At 64.7% G+C, this 21,836-nt stretch carries 19 protein-coding genes, 1 tRNA gene and 2 pseudogenes; 8 read left to right on the forward strand and 14 right to left on the reverse strand.

Translation table 11 applies throughout. From position 1 onward, the window contains the following. Positions 1–183: 183 nt before the first annotated feature. Positions 184–276, forward strand: a tRNA-Ser gene (locus tag ACMV_RS12650). 151 nt (positions 277–427) lie between these two features. Then, a complete protein-coding gene (locus ACMV_RS12655; protein WP_013640657.1) occupies positions 428–1,234 on the forward strand; it encodes a tyrosine-type recombinase/integrase in 807 nt (268 codons plus the stop codon). A 79-nt stretch (positions 1,235–1,313) separates the two neighbouring features. Here ACMV_RS12655 and istA read toward each other — a convergent pair. The 10 genes and pseudogenes from istA to ACMV_RS12705 all read right to left on the reverse strand — a co-directional run. Beyond that, positions 1,314–2,390: pseudogene (gene istA / locus ACMV_RS12660) on the reverse strand (IS21 family transposase); the annotation flags it as partial. A 119-nt stretch (positions 2,391–2,509) separates the two neighbouring features. Beyond that, on the reverse strand, positions 2,510–3,304 hold the full coding sequence (gene iolB, locus ACMV_RS12665; RefSeq protein WP_007421521.1) for a 5-deoxy-glucuronate isomerase: 795 nt from the start codon (positions 3,302–3,304) through the stop codon (positions 2,510–2,512). Between the two features lie 31 nt (positions 3,305–3,335). Next, entirely contained in the window at positions 3,336–5,174 is a 1,839-nt protein-coding gene (gene iolD, locus ACMV_RS12670) for a 3D-(3,5/4)-trihydroxycyclohexane-1,2-dione acylhydrolase (decyclizing) (RefSeq protein ID WP_013634948.1), read from the reverse strand. Continuing rightward, positions 5,171–7,147, reverse strand: coding sequence for a bifunctional 5-dehydro-2-deoxygluconokinase/5-dehydro-2-deoxyphosphogluconate aldolase (locus ACMV_RS12675; protein ID WP_456236362.1), 1,977 nt, complete (start codon positions 7,145–7,147; stop codon positions 5,171–5,173). The genes iolD and ACMV_RS12675 overlap by 4 nt, the downstream gene beginning before the upstream one ends. Positions 7,148–7,149: 2 nt before the next feature. Beyond that, positions 7,150–7,953, reverse strand: a complete 804-nt coding sequence (locus ACMV_RS12680) for an ATP-binding cassette domain-containing protein (RefSeq protein ID WP_007421524.1) — start codon at positions 7,951–7,953, stop codon at positions 7,150–7,152. A gap of 1 nt (position 7,954) precedes the next feature. After that, positions 7,955–9,022, reverse strand: coding sequence for an ABC transporter permease (locus ACMV_RS12685; RefSeq protein ID WP_013634946.1), 1,068 nt, complete (start codon positions 9,020–9,022; stop codon positions 7,955–7,957). An 80-nt stretch (positions 9,023–9,102) separates the two neighbouring features. Continuing rightward, positions 9,103–10,137, reverse strand: a complete 1,035-nt coding sequence (locus ACMV_RS12690; RefSeq protein ID WP_231844406.1) for a sugar ABC transporter substrate-binding protein — start codon at positions 10,135–10,137, stop codon at positions 9,103–9,105. A gap of 91 nt (positions 10,138–10,228) precedes the next feature. After that, on the reverse strand, positions 10,229–11,017 hold the full coding sequence (locus ACMV_RS12695) for a TIM barrel protein (RefSeq protein ID WP_013634944.1): 789 nt from the start codon (positions 11,015–11,017) through the stop codon (positions 10,229–10,231). Positions 11,018–11,025: 8 nt separating this feature from the next. Next, positions 11,026–12,036, reverse strand: a complete 1,011-nt coding sequence (locus ACMV_RS12700; RefSeq protein WP_013634943.1) for a Gfo/Idh/MocA family protein — start codon at positions 12,034–12,036, stop codon at positions 11,026–11,028. A gap of 1 nt (position 12,037) precedes the next feature. Continuing rightward, the gene (locus ACMV_RS12705; RefSeq protein WP_197535785.1) at positions 12,038–13,000 is read right to left on the reverse strand and encodes a sugar phosphate isomerase/epimerase family protein; all 963 of its coding nucleotides are present in this window, start codon (positions 12,998–13,000) and stop codon (positions 12,038–12,040) included. Positions 13,001–13,075: 75 nt separating this feature from the next. Between ACMV_RS12705 and ACMV_RS12710 the strand changes: the two genes are divergently transcribed. Continuing rightward, positions 13,076–14,149: a LacI family DNA-binding transcriptional regulator gene (locus ACMV_RS12710; protein WP_013634941.1), complete on the forward strand. Its 1,074-nt coding sequence runs from the start codon at positions 13,076–13,078 to the stop codon at positions 14,147–14,149. On the opposite strand, the pseudogene ACMV_RS20865 reads toward ACMV_RS12710, so the two are convergent. After that, positions 14,146–14,322: pseudogene (locus tag ACMV_RS20865) on the reverse strand (IS481 family transposase); the annotation flags it as partial. The gene ACMV_RS12710 and the pseudogene ACMV_RS20865 sit on opposite strands and share 4 nt — an antisense overlap. A gap of 142 nt (positions 14,323–14,464) precedes the next feature. On the opposite strand from ACMV_RS20865, the gene ACMV_RS21215 reads away from it, so the two are divergent. Next, positions 14,465–14,614, forward strand: coding sequence for a 2'-5' RNA ligase family protein (locus ACMV_RS21215; RefSeq protein WP_007421630.1), 150 nt, complete (start codon positions 14,465–14,467; stop codon positions 14,612–14,614). A gap of 62 nt (positions 14,615–14,676) precedes the next feature. On the opposite strand, the gene ACMV_RS12715 is transcribed toward ACMV_RS21215, so the two are convergent. The 3 genes from ACMV_RS12715 to ACMV_RS12725 all read right to left on the reverse strand — a co-directional run bounded on the left by ACMV_RS12715 (position 14,677) and on the right by ACMV_RS12725 (position 17,455). Further along, positions 14,677–15,489: an SDR family oxidoreductase gene (locus tag ACMV_RS12715; protein ID WP_013634939.1), complete on the reverse strand. Its 813-nt coding sequence runs from the start codon at positions 15,487–15,489 to the stop codon at positions 14,677–14,679. Then, positions 15,486–16,397 (reverse strand): myo-inosose-2 dehydratase, encoded by a 912-nt coding sequence (gene iolE / locus ACMV_RS12720; RefSeq protein ID WP_007421628.1) that lies wholly within the window; start codon positions 16,395–16,397, stop codon positions 15,486–15,488. The genes ACMV_RS12715 and iolE overlap by 4 nt, the downstream gene beginning before the upstream one ends. 113 nt (positions 16,398–16,510) lie before the next feature. Then, positions 16,511–17,455, reverse strand: a complete 945-nt coding sequence (locus tag ACMV_RS12725) for a MurR/RpiR family transcriptional regulator (RefSeq protein WP_007421627.1) — start codon at positions 17,453–17,455, stop codon at positions 16,511–16,513. A gap of 323 nt (positions 17,456–17,778) precedes the next feature. On the opposite strand from ACMV_RS12725, the gene ACMV_RS12730 reads away from it, so the two are divergent. The 4 genes from ACMV_RS12730 (at position 17,779) to ACMV_RS12745 (ending at position 21,747) form a co-directional block, all read left to right on the forward strand. Then, positions 17,779–18,570 carry an HpcH/HpaI aldolase family protein gene (locus ACMV_RS12730; protein WP_013640660.1) on the forward strand — a complete coding sequence of 264 codons (792 nt, stop codon included), beginning with the start codon at positions 17,779–17,781 and terminating at the stop codon, positions 18,568–18,570. A 1-nt stretch (position 18,571) separates the two neighbouring features. Further along, entirely contained in the window at positions 18,572–19,558 is a 987-nt protein-coding gene (locus tag ACMV_RS12735; RefSeq protein WP_007421625.1) for a hydroxyacid dehydrogenase, read from the forward strand. A 70-nt stretch (positions 19,559–19,628) separates the two neighbouring features. Further along, positions 19,629–20,621, forward strand: a complete 993-nt coding sequence (iolG, locus tag ACMV_RS12740; RefSeq protein ID WP_013640661.1) for an inositol 2-dehydrogenase — start codon at positions 19,629–19,631, stop codon at positions 20,619–20,621. A gap of 4 nt (positions 20,622–20,625) precedes the next feature. Further along, positions 20,626–21,747 (forward strand): Gfo/Idh/MocA family protein, encoded by a 1,122-nt coding sequence (locus tag ACMV_RS12745; RefSeq protein ID WP_007421623.1) that lies wholly within the window; start codon positions 20,626–20,628, stop codon positions 21,745–21,747. Positions 21,748–21,836: the final 89 nt, after the last annotated feature.

Raw genomic sequence — 21,836 nt, forward strand, 5'->3', positions numbered from 1 at the left:
GGCAACATGCCTCGGCACACAGATGCGCGACTTTCACGATCGCAGGGCGAGATACAAGTCATGATTGTCAAGCTACATCTTGGTGCGAATTTTGCCCACCCGGTGCGACAACCAGAGGCAGCGCCCTTTACGAATGCGGTGCGCCTCACTAGAACCATTTTCGCATACGCCGTGACCCTCGGCGGAGGGGTGGCCGAGTGGCCGAAGGCGGCGGTTTGCTAAACCGTTAGACGATGTAGAGTCGTCTCGTGGGTTCGAATCCCATCCCCTCCGCCAGTTTCGCTTTTCACGCGATCTCAATCAGTCTCAACCACCTGAAATCTCTTCACTTTCCTCCGTGACGGTGTCCTAATCCGTCTCACGAAATACCCCTCAATCCCGGGGCGCCCTGGGGTCGGATGCGGGGTATGGGACAGGAAGCAGGGGTATGCTCACCGACATCGCCATCCGCAAGGCACAGATCCGAGACAAGCCATACAAGATGTTTGATTCCTATGGTTTGTACCTGCTGGTCACGCCGGCTGGAGGAAAGCTCTGGCGCTTCCGCTACAAGATCGGCGGCAAGGAGAAATTGCTCAGCATCGGCCCCTACTCCGAGGTGATGCTCTCCGCAGCGCGGGATGCGCGCGACGAGGCCCGGGCAGGCCTGCGCGCTGGTCGCGATCCCTCGCTGGTGCGCAAGCAGCTGCGCGCCCAGGCGGCCAATGACGACCGCAAGTTCGAGAAGGTCGCAAGCGACTTGCATACGCTGAACAAGTCCCGCTGGACCGAGCGCCACACGGCGGACGTGATGATCAGCCTCGAGCAGATGGTTTTTCCCCTCCTCGGCACTGTCGACGTCGCGGAGATCACGCCACCGATGGTCCTCGACGTCATCCGGCGAATCGAAGCGCGCCCGGCGCTGGAGACCGCGCGCCGGGTCCGCCAGCGGATGTCGGCGATCTTCCTGTTTGCGATGGGGCTCGGGCTCGCAACCACCGACCCTGCGGCGGTGATCCAGAAAGCCATGGCGCCGATGACCAAGGGGCGGCAACCGGCCGTGGTCACGCTGGAGGAAGCCCGGGAGGCGCTGGCAGCCTGCGAGGCGATCCCTGCGCACCCGGTGACCCGGCTGGCGATGCGGTTCCTCGCCCTCACCCATGTCCGACCCGGAGAGGTGCACGGCACACGGTGGACCGAGTTCGAGGGGCTGGAGGGAGACGAACCGCTCTGGCTGATCCCCGCCCACGGATGAAGATGAAGGACGCCCACAAGGTGCCGCATGGCTGGCGGGCAACATTTTCCTCGATCATGAACGAGCGGTTCCCGGCTGACCGGGCGATGACCTCAGCCCCGGCCACGACCAGCACCCGATCGACGAAACCTTTGACCAATACGTCCCGGAAGGCATAGGTCGCCGGCACCGAGTAGTCGTTCATCCGATAGCGGACAAGCGCCGTCGACGAGACCCGCGCCGGCTTCTTCTCGCAGGGCTCGAACGGTCCCGCCGGCAACACCCTCAATGCCGCGAGGTCGCGCAGCAACCGCTCGCCAATCGTCTCTTCATGGCGTCCGGCATGCTCATCCTGCCGCGCCAGACAGCGTGCTTCCAGCGCCGCGTTCAGGGCATCGAAGCTCACCGCATGCGGCAGCGGCGTCATGAAGCGCCGCTGCGTATACTTCACCAGCCCCTCGACTTTCCCCTTGTCGTTACCTTTGCCAGGGCGGCCAAACCGGTCCCTGAACAGGTAGTGGCTGATCAACTCCGTGAAGGCGCGCGTCCGCGTCCGTTGGCCATCGCCAAGAATCCGCGCCACCGCCAGCTTCGTGTTGTCGTAGAGGATCGACAGCGGCACCCCGCCAAAGAAGGCAAAGGCCGACACGTGGCCGTCCAGAAACGCCTCCGTCGTCTCCGCCGGATAAGCCTTCACGAACGGGGCATCCGAGTGCGGCAGGTCCATGCAGAAGACGTGCATCACCGTCCGCACACCGCCGATGAAGCCGATGCACTGGCCAAAATCTACCTGCGCATGCCCTGGCGGATGAGACAGCGGCACGAATGCCTCGCGAAGCCGCAGCCGTGCCGGCCGGACGTAATCCTTCACCACCGTGTAGCCGCCCGTATAGCCGTGCTCGTCGCGCAGACGCTCAAATATCCGCCGCGCCGTGTGACGCTGCTTCACCGGCGCACCCCGATCAGCCTCCAGGATCGCGTCGATCACCGGAATGAAGGGCCCAAGCTTCGGCTTCGCAGCAGGCCGCTCGCGCCGGTATCCTGGAGACACAGAGAACCGGCAGATCTTCGCCACCGTCTCACGGTTCAGACCAAAAACACGCGCAGCCTCCCGCCGGCTCCGCCCCTCGACAAATACAAATTGCCGAACCGCCGCATAAACCTCCACCGAATACATCCCCCGTCGCCTCTCCCTCCATTCCGAAAGAGGCAACTCTACAAGTGGCCGGTTTTTGCCCCGCCACGCAGCAGCATTATGCCGCCGCTACATGGCCTACTTTTCCACCGCCGCGTACACTACTTAGCGATACCCAATTCAGGGTCCGGCAGGAAACGCCATTTCCTGAGCGGCCCGGCCATCACGTTGAGGTAATACATCTCGATGCCATACGGTGCCGCACAGGGATGATGGCCACGCGGGACCAGGACGACATCGCCGTCCGAGACCGCCATCGTCTGGTCGAGCGCGCGATCATCGGTGTAGACCCGCTGGACGCCGAAGCCCGACGCCGGGTTCAGGCGATGGTAGTAGGTTTCCTCGAGATAGGTGATGCGCGGATCATCGTCCTCGTCGTGCCGGTGGCTAGGATAGCTCGACCAGTGGCCGGCCGGCGTGAAGACCTCGGTAACCAGCAACGCATCGCAGTAGTCCTCGGCTTCCATCGCGATATTGTTGATGTGGCGCGTATTGGTGCCCTCGCCGCGGGCGGTCAGGACGATGCCCTCCGGCCCGATCCGCCGCGCCGCGTGCCCGCCCCTGCCCGGCGCCGAACAGACCGCGACGATGCAGTCCGTTTCGGCTACGAGCGCCCATTCCGCGCCGTTCGGCACATAGAGACTGTGCGGCGGGGATTTCTCGAAGACACTCATCCGCTCGCCAAGCACGCCCCAATCCCGCCCGGCAGCGCGGATCGACGCCTTCCCCTCGACCATCACGAGGATCACCTCGTTGCCGCCGGTCGCCTCCGCGGCGAACTCGCCGGCGCGCAGGCGGTAGAGCCCGAAGCCGACATGCCGCCAGCCGGCCGCGGCGGGGGTGATATCGTGCACCTTGCCGTGAGTGCCGAAGGGTTTGCGCAGCAGGTCGGGCATCCGGGAAATCCTGTTCTCGGGACGGTTCGGGTCAGTCGGCGACACGCTGGGCGGCCGCGTTGCGGCTGTAGCGCGCCCGCGCCTGTTCAAGTCGCTCGGGGCCGCCCGCCTGCGGTACGGCAACATCCCACCAGTGGCCGCCGGCGCCTGTGCCGGGAGCGGGATCGGTATCGATCACCAGGACAGTCGGGACGGCGCGGCCACGCGCCGCCGCGATGCCGGCCTCGAGCGCCGCGATATCCGTAACCTTCTCGGCGTGAGCCCCCATCGCGGCGGCATGGGCGACAAAATCGATCTCGGGCTGAACCTCGACATTGCAGTCCTCGTAGAGATTGTTGAAGGCGGCACCGCCGCATTCGGCCTGCAACCGGTTGATGCAGCCATAGCCGCGATTGTCGGTCAGCACGACGGTGAAGGGCACCCGCCGCATCACCGCGGTGGCGAGTTCCGAATTCGCCATCATGTAGGAACCGTCGCCGACGAAGCAGATCACCTCGCGGTCGGGCGCGGCCAGTTTGACGCCCATCGCGCCGGCGACTTCGTAACCCATGCAGGAATAGCCGTATTCCATGTGATAGCCGCCCGGCGACGCCTGCCAGAGCACCTGCAGCGCGCCGGGCATGGTGCCGGCCGCGCACATCACGATGCTCCGCTCGGTTGTCGCGCGCTGCACGGCGCCGATCACCTGCGCGTCGGTTGGCAGCGCGTTGCGATGGACCTCTGCGGGCGGCGCGGTGACGGCGGCGACTTTCGCATGCCAGGCGCGGCGGGCTTCCGCGTCGAAATCGGGCGCGCGGTGTTCCGTCAGCGCCAGCGACAGCGCGTCCAGCGTCGCCCGCGCATCGCCGACGATCCCTGTCGCGCCGTGCTTGTTCGCGTCGTAGCCGGCCAGGTTGATCGAGACGAGGCGCCGCGCCGGATTGGCAAACACCGTCCAGCTTCCCGTGGTGAAATCCTGGAAGCGGGTGCCGACGCCGAGAACCAGGTCGGCCTCGGCGCAGAGCCGGTTGGCGCAGTCCGAGCCGGTCACGCCGGGGGAGCCGAAATTCCGTTCGTCCTGCCAGGACACGGCGCCCTTGCCAGCCTGGGTCTCGACGAGGGGGATGTTGTGCTGGGCGGCAAAAGTGGCGAGGCGTTCCTCCGCGCCCGAGTGGATCACCCCGCCGCCGGCGACGATCACCGGCCGGCGCGCCGCGCGCAGCAGGGCAGCGACATCCGCGACTTCGCGCGGATCGGGTTCGGGGCGACGAATGCGCCAGGTCCGGGGGGCGAAGAAGGTTTCGGGATAGTCGTAGGCCTCGGCCTGCACGTCCTGGCAGAAAGCGAGGCAGACCGGGCCGCAATTCGCCGGATCGGTCATCACGCGCAACGCGCGCGGCAGGGCGGTGAGCAGGTGTTCTGGCCGTGCGATCCGGTCGAAATAGCGGCTGACCGGACGGAAGCAGTCATTGGCGCTGACAGTGCCGTCATCGAAATCCTCGATCTGCTGCAAGACCGGATCGGGGCGGCGGTTGGCGAAGACGTCGCCGGGAATGAAGAGGACGGGCAGGCGGTTGACATGGGCGAGCGCTGCCGCGGTGACCATGTTGGTCGCACCCGGCCCGATCGACGATGTAACAGCCATCGCCCGGCGGCGTGCCTTCGTCTTGGCATAGGCGATGGCGGCATGAGCCATGGTCTGCTCGTTCTGGCCGCGCCAGGTCGGCAGGCGATCACCGATGCCGTGCAGCGCCTCGCCCAGTCCCGCCACGTTGCCATGGCCGAAAATTGCCCAGACGCCCTCGATGAAGCGTTCACCCTCCTCGGTCATCTGCACGGCGAGCCAGCGCACCATGGCCTGCGCCGCCGTCAGCCTGATCGTGTTGCTCATGCCGCCTTCTCCCGTGCCTGGGTCCGCGCATCGTCCCAGATCGCGCAAAGCCGCGCGAAGCGGCGCGCCATCTCGGTCACCGCCGTGCCGTCATCCATCTCGCCCGTGAGCCAGGCGCGCGCCACTCCGGCAAAGATGGTGCGCCCTACAGCGAACCCCTTCACCAGGGAAAAGCCCGCCGCGACCGCGAAGCTCGCCGCGAGATCGGCTTCCGGCGCATCAAGGCCGAGTACCACGATGCCGCGCGTGTGGCGATCATGCGTCTCGATCGCGGTGCAGGCGGCCTCCCAGGCGGCCAGGCTCGCCATCGGTTCGAGCTTCCACCAGTCGGGATAGATCCCGGCGGCGTAGAAGCGGCGGATCAGCGCCGCGGTGGTGCCATCATTCACCGGGCCGACCTTGGAGGGAATGATTTCTAGGAGGAATTCCAGGTCATTGCGGCGCGCGGCCTCGAACAACCGCCGCACCGCCGCTTCCTGGGTTGCCCACATGGCCGCATCGTCGTCCGGGTGGCAGAAGCAGAGAACCTTGACGATGTTTTCCTTCGGCCACTCGGACAGGCCGCCGCAATCACTGCCGAGCGCGGGCTCGAAGGCGAGTGGGCGCGAGCCGGGCCACTCGCAGGGCCGACCGATCCACAGCCCCGAGCCGGAGGCCGCGTGCAGCGCGCGTCGGCCGATCCGTTCATCGCACAGGATGCCGTAGCCGTGCCGGCCGGCCTGCACCGAGAGCGCCGCTTCCAGGCAAAGCCGCTTGAAGGCACCGCCTTTCTGCGCCGTATAACCGTCCATCTCCTCGAACTGGGCGCGATGGTCGAAAGCAAAGATCCGGTAATCCGCGACGCCGTGCGGCCGGGTGGTCGACCAATGAAGCCGTTCAAGTTCGGCGTCATGTCGGAGAGCGGGTTCACGGACACCGCGCCGGAGAAAAAATGTCAGTTCCTCAAGCGAAGGATAAGATGGCGTACAGCCATGGCGCGAAACCGCGAAGGCGCCGCAGGCATTGGCGTATTCCAGAGCCTTCGGCCAGGTTTCGTCATCGAGCCACCCCTTCAGCAGGCCGGCGAAAAAGCCGTCGCCGGCGCCGAGAACATTGAACACCTCGATAGGAAAGCCAGGCCCGGTCTCGCCATCCTCAATCCTGGCCGGGATCGGACCTGCGAAGGCCACCGCCCCTCTCGCACCGCGCTTGCAGATCAGGGTCGCCCCGGTCAGCGCGCGCACCGCCCGTAACGCCGTCAGCGTGTCAGGCGAGCCGCCGGCGATATGGAACTCCTCCTCGGTGCCGACAATCAGGTCGAACAACTCCAGCGTCATCTGCAATTTCGCGGTTACCGCCTCGCTTTCGACATAGCGGCTCTCGCCCGCGCCATGCCCGGCCACCCCCCAGAGATTGGGGCGGTAGTCGATATCGAGGGCGGTTCGCGCGCCATGCGCCCGCGCGAGCCGCAGCGCCTTCAACACCGCAGCCTCGGTACGGGGATGACTGAGATGTGTCCCGGTTGCCAACACCGAGCGCGCCTCGGCGATGAGTCCCTCGTTGATATCGTCCTCGCAGAGGGCCATGTCCGCGCAGTTCTCACGGTAGAAGATCAGCGGAAACTGGTCTTCATCGCGGATGCCCAGCAGCACGAGGGCGGTCAGCCGCGCGGGATCGGTGACGACGCCGCGCACATCCACGCCCTCGCGGGACAGCTGTTCGCGGATGAAGCGGCCCATATGCTCGTCGCCGACCCTGGTGATCACCGCTGATCGCAGCCCCAGACGCGCCGCGCCGCAGGCGATGTTTGTCGGCGAACCGCCGATATATTTGTCGAAAGAACGCATATCCTCGAGCCGCCCGCCGACCTGGGCGCCATACAGATCGACCGAGGAGCGGCCGATCGTGATCACGTCGAGCGCCTTCATACGCCTACTCGCCGCAAGCCGGGTCGTTTCGCCATCGTTCAGGGTCTGCTGAGTTGCTGCCGGCACGATCAGGCGCCTTGTGGCTGGGGTCTGTTGAGTTCGTGCTGGAGTGCGTTGAGCCCGGCACCGCCAGCCATGTGGAACATAAGGTTTTCGAGGGTGAGGCCGTCGCGGGCAGCGTCGAGTTCGACCTCGCCGCGGGCGAGGATGATGAAATGGTCGCCGACCATGTAGGCGTGGTGCGGATTGTGGGTGATGAAGATGACGCCGGTACCGTGTTCGCGGGCGGCCTGGGCAATGTAGCGCAGCACGAGGCCGGACTGGGCGACGCCGAGGGCCGCGGTCGGCTCGTCGAGGATCAGCACCCGTGCGCCGAAATGGATCGCCCGCGCGATCGCCACCACCTGCCGCTGCCCGCCCGAGAGCGTGCCCACAGGCTGGTCGAGATCGGCGACATGGATGCCCATCCGGCGCAGTTCGCGGTCGGTGATCTCCCACATCGAGGCGATGTCGAGCCGGCGGAACGGACCACGCCCGATGGTCAGTTCGGACCCGAGAAAGAAGTTCCGCCAGATCGGCAGCAGCGGCACCAGCGCCAGCGTCTGGTAGACCGCCGAGATGCCGCGATCCAGCGCCTCGCGCGGGGAGCCGAACGTCACCGCCTCGCCATCCACCGCGTAGGTGCCCGTGCTGTGCTCGCGCAGCCCGGCGATGATGCTGATCAGCGTCGACTTGCCCGCACCGTTGTCGCCCAGCACGCAGGTGACCTCACCGCTGCGCACCGTCATGCTGACGCCGCGCAGCGCGCTGATATTGCCATAGCTCTTGCCGATATCGGTGAGCTGGATGATCGGCGCGGATCTCTCGCTCATCTCACTTCCCTCCGCTCGCCCGCAGACGCAGCCAGGTGTTGACCACCGTCGCCGTCAGCAGCGTCGCGCCGACGAAGAACATGAACCAGTCGGGATCCCAGTCGGCATAGATCACCCCTTCCGTCGTCATCCCGAAGATGAACGCCCCGAAGCCCGAGCCGATCGCCGAGCCATAGCCTCCGGTCATCAGGCAGCCGCCCACCACCGCCGCGGCGATGTAGAGCAGTTCGTTGCCGACACCGGCGCCGGACTGCACCTCGTTGTATTCGAACAGCATGTGCATGCCGAGAAACCAGGCGCTGAAGCCCACCAGCATGAACAGCACGATCTTCATCCGCCGCACCGGCACGCCCACGGCCCGCGCGCTCTCGTCGCTGCCGCCCACCGCGAAGATCCAGTTGCCGAACCGCGTGCGCAGCAGAACCCAGGTCGCCACCAGGATGAACAGGAACCAGTAGAGGATCGCGATGCTGACATCGACACCGCCGATCCGGAACGTCGAGGCAAAAATCGCATGCGCGGAGGCAAAGCCGGGCACATGGCTGATGTCCCCGGTCGCGACATTGCCGGTCACCAGCTTGGTGAGCGCGATGTTCAGCCCCTGCAGCATCAGGAAGGTCGACAACGTGACCAGGAAGCTGTGCAGCCGCGTGCGGATCAGAAGGTAGCCGTTCAGCGCGCCGATCGCCAGTGAAACCAGCAGCGCGAACACGATCCCTGCCCACATATTGCCAGCCACCTTCGTCGCGAACATCGACGCCGCCAGCGACGACGTCGTCACCGCGACACCCGCCGTCAGGTCGAACTCGCCGCCGATCATCAGCAGCGATACCGCAACCGCCGGGATCCCGATCGTCGCCGACTGGTAGAGCACCGTCGTGAACGCATCCACTTGTCGGAACGGCGGCGCCACCACGAAGAACAGAAGAAAGACCAGTATGGCCCCGCCCAGCGCGCCGGCCTCCGGTCGCTTTAGGGTCTTCCGCCAGAACGCCTGCTGAACCAGCTGCGGGTGCGCAGTGCGCGGCGCATCGTTCCCGGTCATCGTGCCATTGGTCATGATCGTCATCTCTCCTCCCGCTCGGCGCTTCGCACGGCCGGCGCCATCATCGGCGCCAGCCGGCGGGAAGCCTCAGGATCGGGCCAGGATCAGCGGGTGCCGCGCTCCGCGAACTTCGCGACCGCCGCTACGTTCTTCGAGGTCACGAAGGTTGGGCCGGTCAACACCGGCTTGCCGCCCCCGACCACGTCGCCATTCGTCTTGTAGAGCCAGAGGAAATCGACGGCCTCGTAGCCCTGCACGTAAGGCTGCTGATCCACCGCGAATTGCAGCTTGCCTTCCTGGATCAGGTGCACGGCCTGGGGATTGAGGTCGAAGGTTGCAACCTTCGCCTTGCTGTTAGCCATCTTCACAGCCTGGATCGCCGTCGGCGCAAACGGCGCACCCAGCGTCACCACATAGTCGATGTCACGATTCTGCTGCAGCTTCGCGACAATCCGCGACTGCGCGCCGGCCATATCGTAGCCGTCCACGTACAGCACCGACACCTTGCCCTTGAAGGTCTTCTTGATCCCGTCGCCGCGATCCTCAAGCTGGATCGCACCCTGCTGCTGGTCGACTACAAGCACATGCTTTGCACCCAGAGTGTTGAGGCGATCGCCCACCGCCTCACCCGCGATCGTCTCGTCCTCGCCAACATACATCAACATGCCGGCCTTCTTCCACTCACTCGTGCCCGCATTGAAGCCAACCACAGGTATTCCGGCCTTCTCCGCCTGCGCCAGCGCCGGATCCTCGGCATCCGGGAAGGCGAGCGTCGCCGCAATCCCGTCGACATGCTGTTGCGTCACATTCGTGATCAGCTGCGCCTCGCCCGAGGCGTTCGGGTTGTTCAGATAAACCAGCTTCACATGGTCCTTCTTCGCCGCCGCTTCCGCACCCTTGCGAATGATGTCCCAGAATGTGTCCCCGGGCTGCGCGTGCGTGATCATCGCAAACGTGTATTCCGGCGCCTTCGCCACCGCCGTCCCTGTCATCCCCGCCAGCGAAACACAGCCAAGCGCCACACCGCCCAGCAGACCTGCCAGCATACCCGTCCCGATCGTCCGCATCTTCATATCCTCCCTCTCACGCAGGCCGCACCATGCCAGACCCGCAAATATTTTTGCAAACTTATCAGGCATGCAAAAAATCACTCGGCCGCGCCCGCGTCAAGCAAATACTCACCAATCAATAAAAAAATTCCGTGAGCCACGCACGACGCGGCAAAGCACCTCAAGCTACCCCCTGAGCGACATGAGCAAAGCTGGCTCGGAGCGCCGCTTCCGGATCAGGATCATCATGCACCGAAGGCGCGAAGGGCTCGATGCTCACCGCGCCCGCATAGCCACCGGTCGCGAGGGCGCGGAGCTGACCGATATTGTTCAGACGATCCATCTCATCGACGAGCGCGCGGTGAGCATCCAGCATGTCGTTCACAGCCAAATCAGTTTCCCTGACGCCCGAGATATGGACAAGGCCAGTGAACTCCGGGAAGAATTCCCTCTCGCCGGCAAGGTGATGATGGAATGTGTCATGCACCAACTTGCAGACATCGCCGGCGCCGGCTTCCCTGATTGCCTCGATCGCTTCCCGTTTCGTCCGCAACGATGAGACAGGAAAGCCCAGCGGCTCGACCAGACCAGTAATGCCATGTTGGCGCAGGATCGGCACCAACTCGCGCAGGGCAGCGACCAGATCGCCATGCGGCACCGGCGTGCCATCGTTCAACGGGCACATGACGAGCGCCCGCGCACCACAGGCCTGCGCATAATCCGCAAGTGCAAGCGCGCGCGCAGGCACGTCCCCCGACCAGACATTGAAGGGGTAAAGCGCATTAATCGAAAGAATATCGACCCCGGATGCTACGGCCGCAGCCCTGACGGCGCCCGCCGGCATCGTGCCGACGACATCCGGAAGGTCGTTGCGGATCTCGATCGCCGGCATCCCGAGGCGGCGCGCAAGACCGAGGAAATCGGCAAGAGAAAGTTTCGGTGTTGCAATGTGATTGAGTGCGAAGCGCATGAGAAACCTCAGTTGTAAAGAGCAGGGCGCGCGGGCAGCGAAATCGGCACGATCGAACCCGGCTGGCTCTGCGCCTCTACACAGGCATCCGAGGAGACCGCGGCGACATATCCATCCCAGGCCGTCGGGCCGGATGCGGTTCCCCGCGCCGCCGCCTTGATGAAATCCTGCAACTCGAGATCGTAACTGTCGATGAATCGATCCTTCCAGTCGGTCATGATCGCGCTCTGCAACTTTGCATCCTTGCGCATCACGACCGCCATTGGGTCTGGCAGGCTGGCGAGACCTTCCTCACCCACAACCTGACACTGGATGTCATAGCCGTAGCGGCAGTTGACGAAGATCTCGACATCGATCCGGATGCCACTTTTGGTTTCCAGGAGGACGATCTGTGGATCCTCGACCCTCGCATGTGCATGCCGTGTCCGACGTGGAGAGATGACCTGCGCGGAGACGTAGTCATCGTCGAGAAGCCAGCGCAGGACATCAATTTCGTGGATCAGCGTGTCCTGGATCGCCATTGGCGTGATATACTGCTCCGGCACGGACGGATTGCGGTGCGCTGCATGCACCATCAGGGGCCGGCCGATCTCGTTCTCGACGACCGCCTTTAGCATGCGGTAGCCCGCATCGTAGCGGCGCATGAAGCCCACCTGCACGAGGCGGCGGCCGAAGGCGGTTTCGGCCTCGACGATACGCCCGGCGCCCGCCGCCGTGGTCGACAGTGGCTTCTCACAGAAGACCGGCTTGCCCGCCGCAATGGCGGCCAGGACGTATTGTTCATGGGTCGCGCCCCACGACGTTACCACCACGGCATCGACGCCAGCAGATGCAGCCAGTTCCTCGCCGGAGCCAACGACCTCAGCCTCGGGCGCAAGATCCGCCCGCGCGGTGCGGACGCTTTCGATATTGACATCCGACACGGCCGTCACTTTGGCGCCAGACAAGGTTTGGTTGATCCGCCGCATGTGGTCGCGCCCGATCGCGCCGGTCCCGATAACACCAATCCGTAGGGTCATTTCAGAGCTCCCGTTTCCAGAATTTGTCGATGTAGCGCTGCATTTCGGCGCGCATGAAGCGACCAGAGGCATCGGCCCGCTCCTCCCAGGCGAAGACGCAGGCGGTCATGATGCCGTCGAAATCAATTTCCGCGAGCGTGCCGAAGAACTCGTCCCATGGCACCTCTCCCTGACCGATATCGAGGTGCTGGTGCACCCGCGCAGCCGAACCGGGAGGGTTGACGATGTAGCGCAGGCCCGAACTGGCCCGGTGATTGAATGTATCGCCGACATGCACATGTGCCAGCACATCCGCGCATTCGCGCAGCATTGCCGCTGTATTGTCGCCAAAGTAGAAGGTGTGCGGCGCACAGTAAAGAAATCGCACCCGCGGCGAATTGACCGTGCGGATGATGTCCACTGCCGGCTGAAGGGTTTCCACCCAGTCCTCCGGATGCGGCTCGACATGAAGGTTGATACCCTCCCGCTCGAACACTGGCACAAGTTCCTCCATCGAACGCCACCAGGAGTCTTCACAGGCCTCGATCATCGAGCCGGTATGGCAACAATAGCAGGACCCCTTGTCGGGGTGTGGGCCACGGCCGAATTCCGAGTTCATCGTGTCGACTTCCAGTTCGAGGCAGATCTCGATGGCGCGCTTCCAGTGCCGCACCGCTGCCTTGCGCTCGTCGTCGTCATTCGACGCCCAGCGATACATCGGCAGCAGCGAGGCGATCCCCACACCGGCCTCTTTCAGCGCCCGCCTGAAGCCCCGCACCCGTTCCGGAAACACCCGCGGCGCCTTGAACCATTCCAGAAAATCTCCCCGCGGGGAAAGTTCGATCCAGTCGAAGCCGATTTCCTTCACTCTGAAGGGTAGTTCCTCCAGGCCAAGATGACGGTGCATGAACGGATCAAGTGCGATCTTCATCGTATGTCCTCCCTGCGGCAGCGCTTCGGCAAGTCCTGCCGCGCGGTCCGGCATCTCTTCTTACGCGCTCTGGAACGGGCACGCCGCGTGCGCTGTTGACGATTTTTCGTCAGCGGCGCACTCTCGCGCATGACTGGAGCCCAAGCTTCCCGCAAGACACGGCCGCGCGCCCGCCTTGCCGACATTGCGCGGGTGGCGGGTGTAAGCATTGCCACAGTGGACCGGGTCTTCAACGAGCGTGAGTCAGTTTCAGATGCCGCGCGCGAACGGGTGATCCAGGTCGCGCGCGAGATGGGTGTGCGCCGGGATCTGCCAGAAGCCTACAGGCCGATCACGCATCTTGACCTGATCCTGCCGCAGAACGACTCACCATTTTTCGTCCGCCTTCGGGCGGCTTTCCGCGACGGTATCGCCATGCTGGATCGTGGCATCGCCATGCACCGGCACATCCTTGCCGTGGAGGATACCGCAAGCTTCGTGCGCCTCATTTCCGAGACGTCGTACGCACGAAAAGGAATGATCCTCGCCGTCCCGGACCGACCGGAGATCCGTGCCGCGGTCCAATCCATCCAGGCCGCCGGCCAGAAGGTGGTAACGATCGTGACCGATCTGCCGGGTCTCGCCGGAGCTGATTATCTTGGCATTGATAATCGTCAGGCAGGCGCCACTGCCGCCCATCTTCTCGGGCGCAGCTGCCGGCAGAGTGGCCGGGTCGCCGTTCTCGGTGCCCATCACGACTGGGCTGGTCATGTCGAGCGCATGGGAGGCTTCCAGACGACGCTATCGCGCGATTTCCCCCACCTGCATTGCGAGATCATCGAAATGGATACGCGCGACGACCCTGATCGTTGTGCGCGTTCTCTGCGAGCGGCATTGTCGTTCGGGCCGCTTGTCGGCGTCTACAATACCGGCGCCGGCTCGATCGGCATCATGAATGCGCTGAAAGGGGCTATGCCGCGTCCATTCTGGATCGGACACGAGTTATCCGACGATCACATCATCTATCTCAAGGACGGCACAATGGATTACGCGATTGATCAGAATCCGCGTGGCCAGGCCCTAGGTAGCTTGCAGACCCTTCTTTACCGCTGCGGTCTGATCACCTCCACCCCGGCACTGTCGCATGCCGAACTGCGAATTTACACCCGGGAGAATCTGCCCGCCCGCAATTATGAGGAATCTAGTCAGTTGTCGTTGGACTAGGTGTTTAGTCCCGGAATTTGGTCGATTGGGGTGATGATGAACCCGTTTGGCTCTGACGTCCATCGTTTGCAGATGAATTCGTTTGGTATGAGACCCTTTAGGGTCTTGAGCCATTGGGCAAAGTTGTAGGCGTCGATCAAGTCGCGAAGGTGGCGGCGCAAAATATCATGTGACACTGCGCGTCATCGGCGAAGCCTACCGCTTCAGGCCTGGGACATCGACCACGCGCTCGCCGCAATCCACGCGCCGGGGCTTCCGTTCATCCTTGTCTGCGCGGGCTGCTTCGCGAAGGTTGGCCGGGTCACTTCGCTGTGGATGGGCGTGGAACGCAATCAGGCCTTGCTGCATTTTCAGTCGAAGATCGAGACTGCGCTGCGGCGGATCGTGCTGGCGCCGGAACACCGCCGCTACGCGCCTCACGTGACACTATTCAGTTCGCACTTTAGCGACAACCATGCGGTCTAGACTTTGGAGGTCGAATACTAACTCGGTGCCCGGCACCCGCGCCCTGACGAAAGTCGCCACCGTCAGAGCGGTGCCGCGGGTCCCGGAGACGAGTCGTAGGCACCCCAGACCGACTGGTCGAAGTTGACCATCGCCCCCGTCATCAATCCGGATTCGGCGCTGGAGAGGAAGGCAACCGCGCGCGCGACCTCGGTCGGGTCGATCAGCCGGCCGAAGGGTTGCTGCGCTGCGGCGTCGGCCAGCCAGTTCTCGCTGGCGCCGTGGAATTCGGTCTGAACCCGGTGTTCGCCATCGCTCGCCATCCAGCCGATATTCAGGCCGTTGACGCGGATTCGGTTGCGCAGGAGTGCATAGGCGGTGTTCTGCGTCAGGGTCGCCAGCGCGCCTTTCGAGGCGCAGTAGGCGGAAATGAAGGGCTGCCCAGCCTTCGCCGACATCGAGCAGATATTGACGATCGTGCCTTCGGTATTCTCTCGCCGCATGATCCGGATTGCATCCTGCATGAGAAAGAACGGTCCGCGGACGTTGACGGCGAACATGCGGTCAAACAGATCCGGGGAGGTATCGATGATGGTGCCGCGGTCGGTGATCGCAGCGGCGTTGACAAGGACATCGACCCGACCGAAAGCGGTGTCGGCCGCGGCGACGACCGCTCGGCAATCCTCGACCTGCCCGAGATCGGCTTGCACGAAGATTACCCGAGCGCCAGTGGCTTCAGATATTTCCCTTGCCCGCGCCTCACCCTTTTCACGCGAGCGGCCACAGGTGACCAACCCGGCGGCATCGCGCTCGGCGAATAGCCGGGCGATCGCCAAGCCAAGCCCTTGGGTGCCGCCGGAAACAATCGCGATTTTTCCCGACAATTGAGCCATCATCGGGTCTCCTGAATAGAATAGCCGGCGCGACGCAGCGCATCGGCGAGAGCGTCGTGGCCGATTTTCGCATAGCGCGCCGGCGGTGCCTTGGCCGGGTCTTGCTCGGCCTCGACGACGAACCAGCCTTCGTAACCGAAATCGGCAAGACGCTGGATGACCGGTCCGAAATCGATGGAGCCGTCGCCCGGCACGGTGAAGGCGCCAGCGAGGACCGCATCCAGAAAGGACTGCCGCGTACGGTCGAGCCCCGCGATCACTGGCTCTCGCACATCCTTAACGTGAACATGGCGGATTCGCCTGCCATGTTTCGTCAGCACGCGGAACATGTCGCCGCCGGCAAAGCGGAGATGCCCGGCATCGAAAAGCAGCCCGACGGCCTCGCCGGTATGGGCCATCAGCAGATTGATGTCGCGCTCGGTCTCGACCGCGGTGGCCATGTGATGGTGGAAGACGAGCGGAACGCCCTGTTCCGCACAGTATTCGGCAAAGCGAGTCAGGCGCCGCCCATAGGCGGGAAACGCATCCTCCGCTAACACACGGCGGCCGGCGAGCGGGGCGTTGCGGCGATTCTGCAGCGTGCCGGCCGTTTCGCCATAAACGAGACAGGAGGCACCGAGCTCTCGAAACAAGGCGAGTTGAGCGGCGGCCTGCTCACGCTCGGCTACGAGATCGTCGGGTGCGTCCAACACCGTTCCGGAATACCAGCCGCCGACGAGAGAAAGACCGAAAGCGCCCAGCTTTGCCCGCAGAGACGGAGCATCTCTTGGAAACTTGCCGCCATTTTCGACGCCAATGAAGCCGGCGGCACGACTCTCGGCGAGGCAGGTTTCGAGCGGCGTGTCGCCGCCGAGTTCCGGCAGGTCGTCATTGGTCCAGGCGATCGGGGCAATGGCCAGCTTGGCTTTCATTCAGAATCCTCCCATCCCGCGGCCTCGGCAAGCGACCTACGCGGCTTTAGAATTTTTATTGCCGATTATTTTATATTGCAAGCTTTATTGCAATAATGCCGCCGCCGGAAGCGTCAGGTTCCTTCAGCGCGCCGGCGGCGCGGGCCGGCGGCACCGCGGCTGCGATCCTTCTCGGTGACGGTGGGGATACGTGGCATTTCATCTCGGCCGCGCTGAAGGATCGCCGCACTCGCCACCGCAAGGCATTGTACGAGGCACATCGGCGCCGCGAGCGTGCGCGCGAACGAGTATTCATCCTCCGGAACCGTGAAGAGCGCCTTTGCATCCTTGGCGATCGGCGACAGCTGGCTATCGGTAATAGCAATGACGGGCGTTCCGCTCGCGGCCGCGCGCTCGGAAATCGCCACCACCTCCTGCGCATAATGCCGGAAGGCGATGGCGACGAGCACGTCGCCGCGCGTCATTGTTTCCGCCATTTCCTGCGCGAGGCCGCCCGCCGGATCGAGCAGGACAACGCGGCGGTGCAGCATGGTCAGCAGGTAGCGCAGCAGCAGGGCGATGGGTTCGGAGCGGAGCTGGCCGGCGATGTAGATCGTGTCGGCCCCGGTGATCAAGCGGGCCGCTGCGGTGAGGGTGTCCTCGGGAACGCGTTCGAGCAGGTCCTGTAGGGCGGCTATGTCGCGCACTACAAGATCGCGCAGGTAACCGAGATTGCCGGAGCGCGCATGGCGGGACAGTTCGCCATCCAGCGCCTTGACCCGCTCGCGGAACCCCGGCGCCGCCGTGGCAAGCCGGGTCTGAAACACGGCTTGCAATTCCTTGAACCCGGAATAGCCGAATTCCTGGGCGAAACGGACCAGGCTGGAAGCATGGGTGTCACATCGCAGCGCGATGACACTGATCGATTCGAGCGCGACGACATTGGGATTTTGTGTGACGAAACGGGCGATTTTCTGAAATCCCGAAGAAAGGTTGGGATATTGCGCGGTGATGAGATTGACGATGCCCTCATAGTTCTCCGGCAGTCCGCTGCCGGACGTCGACTTACCCCTGACCATTCACCCACTCTCCGCTTCACTGGTTTCGTTCGCGACCGGACACCGATGCCCGTATGGGAAGACAGAATCGGTTTGGAATTTTTGTTGCAGATTATATTTTTCGGCAATATGTTTTCTGTGTCACACCATGAACACAATCGGCACAACAAGACGAGGAACCGCCTTCCGATGATCCGATCGATCCGCACGTGCCCGCCGCCCATGGCGCCTTCGTCCTGCCTCCATAGTCAGGGCATGCAGTACGGCGACGCAGTCCGGTCAGCTGCCACTATAGCGTGCGGATGCGGCATCGCAAGAAACGTTGCGATGACCGGTAGCCGGCAATGATCCCGAACAATGTGTTGCGCACATGGCGCGCGGGCGGGGCTGCGATCAATGGCTGGCTATCAATCGGCTGTCCATTCACTGCCGAGATCATGGCGGCGCAGGGATACGACTCGATCACGATCGACCTCCAGCACGGGTTGGTCGGCTACGAGGTGGCGACAACGATGCTGCAGGCGATGCGGGCTAGCGGTGTAACGCCACTTGTGCGCGTTCCATGGCTTGATCCGACCTGGATCATGAAGGCGCTGGACGCCGGCGCCTATGGCGTGATCTGCCCGATGGTGAACACGCGCGAGGATGCCGAGCGGCTGGTGTCCTATGTCCGTTATCCACCCGTCGGGACGCGCAGCTTCGGCCCAACCAGGGCGAATTTCTCCGCCGGCGCCGATTACGGGCGCGAGGCCGATCGGGAGATGATCTGCCTGGCGATGATCGAGACCGCCGAGGCCTTCGCCAATCTCGCCGAGATTGTGGCAACGCCCGGGCTCGATGGCGTCTATATCGGGCCGGCCGACCTCACGCTTGGCCTGACCGGACGGCGCTTTCCGACCGGATTTGACCGGGTGGAACCGGAACTCGTCGAGGCGATCGGCACAATTCTGGACACGGCGCACCAGGCGGGCATCCGCGCCTGCCTGCACAATGGCTCGCCTGCCTATGCGGCGAAGGCGATCGGGTGGGGGTTCGATCTCGTCACCGTGTCGAACGATGTGCGGCTGCTGGCCGATGCCGCGCGCGCGAGCGTGGAGACGACACGGCGCCTCACCGCCGGCGCGGGAGAGTCCTGACATGCCGCATGTTCTTGTCGCCGGACGGATTCACGAGGCCGGGATCGATGCGCTGCGGGCGGCGGAGGGCATCACGCTGGACGTGGTCGATGAGGTTTCACTCGAGTCCTACGCGAAGCTGATCGTTCGGGCCGACGCAGTGCTGATTCGCACGCAACCGATGCCAGCGGAGGTGATTGCGACCGCACCTCAGCTACGCATCGTCTCTCGGCATGGGGTGGGGTATGATTCGGTCGATGTCCCGGCGCTGAACGCGCGCCGGATTCCGCTTTCCTTGGTTGGCGACGTCAATTCCCGCTCGGTGGCCGAACATGCGCTCATGATGATTCTCGCCCTCGCCCGCCGCCTGCCGGATTACGACCGGGCGACGCGGGCGGGCGAATGGCATCGCCGTGACAGCCGCGAGGCGGGAGACATCGCCGGCAAGAGCCTTCTGGTGATCGGCTTCGGCCGGATTGGTAGGATCGTGGCGAAGATGGCGCAGGCCTTCGAGATGCAGGTCATGGTGCGTGATCCGATGGCCGATCCGGCGGCAATCCGCGATGCCGGGGCCGTTCCGGCGGACGATCTGGGCGGGGCGCTGGCGGCAGCGGATTTCGTGTCGCTGCACATCCCGCGCGCGGGACAGGCCCCGGTAATCGGCGCGACCGAGCTCGCGCGGATGAAGCCTTCCGCCTTCCTGATCAACACGGCGCGGGGCGGGCTGGTGGATGACGCGGCACTCGATGAGGCGCTGCGCGCCGGCCGCCTCGCCGGCGCCGGGCTCGACGTGTTCACTGAGGAACCGCCACACCCGGGCCGGGGACTGCTCGACAACGAACGCGTGCTGCTGACGCCGCATGTGGCCGGACTGACGCAGGAATGCGCGATGCGGATGTCGCTCGCCGCAGCGCGCAACATTCTCGACCATTTCGCCGGGCGGCTCGACCCCGCGCTCGTCGTCAACCGCGCGGCGATCGGGTATGCGGCCGCGCCGGCCGGTGCATGAACCTGCCGCGCCGGCGCCGGCGCGGTCTCTCGAACCCGGGGCCGCGGCCCCAGAACCCGGAGTGTCTTCAATGTTGAGGGTTGCCGTTCTCGGCGCCGGCCGCATCGGCCGGATCCATGCCGCCAATGCCGCCGCCAACCGGCAGGCGAAGCTCGTTGCCATTGCCGATCCGTTCGGAAGCGCGGCGGAGGACCTCGCGCGGGAACTTGGCGGCGCCGCCTCGACCGATCCCGAAGCCGTGCTGGCGCGCGCAGATGTCGATGCCGTGGTGATCGGCACGCCGACCGACACGCATGTCGCGCTCATGCTCGCCGCGGTGCGCGCCGGCAAGGCCGTGCTGTGCGAGAAGCCGATCGATCTCGACATCGCCAAGGCGGATGCGGCGGTCGCCGAGGTCGAGCGGCTCGATGGACGGGTGATGCTGGCGTTCAACCGGCGCTTCGATCCGGCCTCGCAGGAACTGCGCCGCGCGATCGACGCCGGTGAAATCGGCGAGGTGCGGCAGGTGATCATCTCGAGCCGCGACCCGGCGCCGCCGCCGCGCGCCTATCTCGAACATTCCGGCGGGATTTTCCGGGACATGACGATCCATGATTTCGACATGGCGCGCTTCCTGCTCGGCGAGGAACCGGTGGAGGTGATGGCGACGGCGAGCCGGCTGATCGATCCGAACCTGGCGGAAATTGGCGACTTCGACACGGTGATGGTCAACCTGCGCACGGAGTCCCGCCGGCAGTGCCACATCAATTGCTGCCGCGCCGCCGTGTATGGCTATGACCAGCGCTTCGAGGTGTTCGGCTCGGCGGGGATGCTGATGAACGATAACCTGCGCCCGACCACGGTGCGGCGCTGGAGCAGTGCGGTGACCGACGCGCGCGAGCCGCTGCTGAACTTCTTTCTCGAACGCTATGCCGACGCCTATCGCACCGAGTTCGAGATGTTCCGCGCGGCAGTCGAAGCCGGCGCGCCGATGCCGGTGACCGCACGCGACGGCCGCCAGGCGCTGCGGCTTGCCGATTGCGCGCTGGAATCGGCGTTGACCGGCCGCGCGGTCCGGGTCTGAAGCCATGCGGGAAATCGGCATCGGTCTGATCGGCACCGGCTTCATGGGCAAGGCGCACGCAATAGCCTGGCGCGCCGCCGCCGGAATCCTGCCAGGTGCGCTACGTCCCGCCCTGCGCGTCGTCTGCGATGTCGATACAGGGGCAGCAGCCGCGGCGGCGGCGCAGTTCGGCTTCGCGCGGCATGAGAGCGACTGGCGGCGGGTGGTGGCTGCGCCGGATGTGGAGATCGTCTCAATCACCGCGCCGAACGCGTTCCACCGGGAGATGGCGCTGGAAGCGATCGCGGCGGGCAAGCATGTTCACTGCGAGAAGCCGATCGCGCCGGACGCGGCGACGGCGGAGGAGATGACGCGCGCCGCCGAGACCGCCGGCGTGGTGACCCAAGCCGGGTTCAATTACATCAAGAATCCACTGCTGAAACATGCACGGGCGATGATCGAGGCCGGGGAACTCGGCGAGATCACCGGGTTTCGCGGCATCCACGCCGAGGATTACATGGCCGACCCGGACCAGCCGCATAGCTGGCGCACCGATCCGTCCAACGGGGCCGGCGCGATCGCCGATATCGGCAGTCACATCATCGGCATGGCGCGCTACCTGCTCGGCCCGATCGCCGAAGTGAACGCAACACTTGAAACTGCGGTAAAGACGCGCCCTGTCGCACCGGGGGCAGCGGAGCGGCGGCCAGTTCTGGTGGACGATATCGCGCGGCTCACTCTGCGCTTCGCGCGCGGCTACGGTGGCTCGATCGAGGCAAACTGGGTGGCGACGGGGCGGAAGATGCAGCTCGGCTTCGAGATCAGCGGCTCGAAGGGGGGGCTGGTGTTTACCCAGGAGCGGCTGAACGAGCTGCTGTTCTGTCGCGCGGGGGGCGATTCGGCGCGGGCGGGTTTCACCCGGATCGAGACCGGGCCGGCTCACCCGCCTTACGGGCAGTTCTGCGTGGCGCCCGGGCATCAACTCGGCTTCAACGATCTCAAGACGATCGAAATGGCCGAGTTTCTCGATGCGATCGCCGGCGGCGCCCGACGGGGACCGGATTTCCGCGAGGCTTGGGAGGTGCAGAAAGTCGTCGATGCCGCCATCGAATCATCACGGACGGGAGGCTGGCGGGCGGTCAGCTGAACGAAGGCGGCCCGGGTCGGCGATCCGGGCCGCGCTGCGCCACGCCGAGGGCAGCGTCACGAGGTCGTCGGCAACACGAATTCGGCGTT

This window comes from Acidiphilium multivorum AIU301 (assembly GCF_000202835.1).
In the GTDB taxonomy this organism is placed as follows: Bacteria; Pseudomonadota; Alphaproteobacteria; order Acetobacterales; family Acetobacteraceae; genus Acidiphilium; species Acidiphilium multivorum.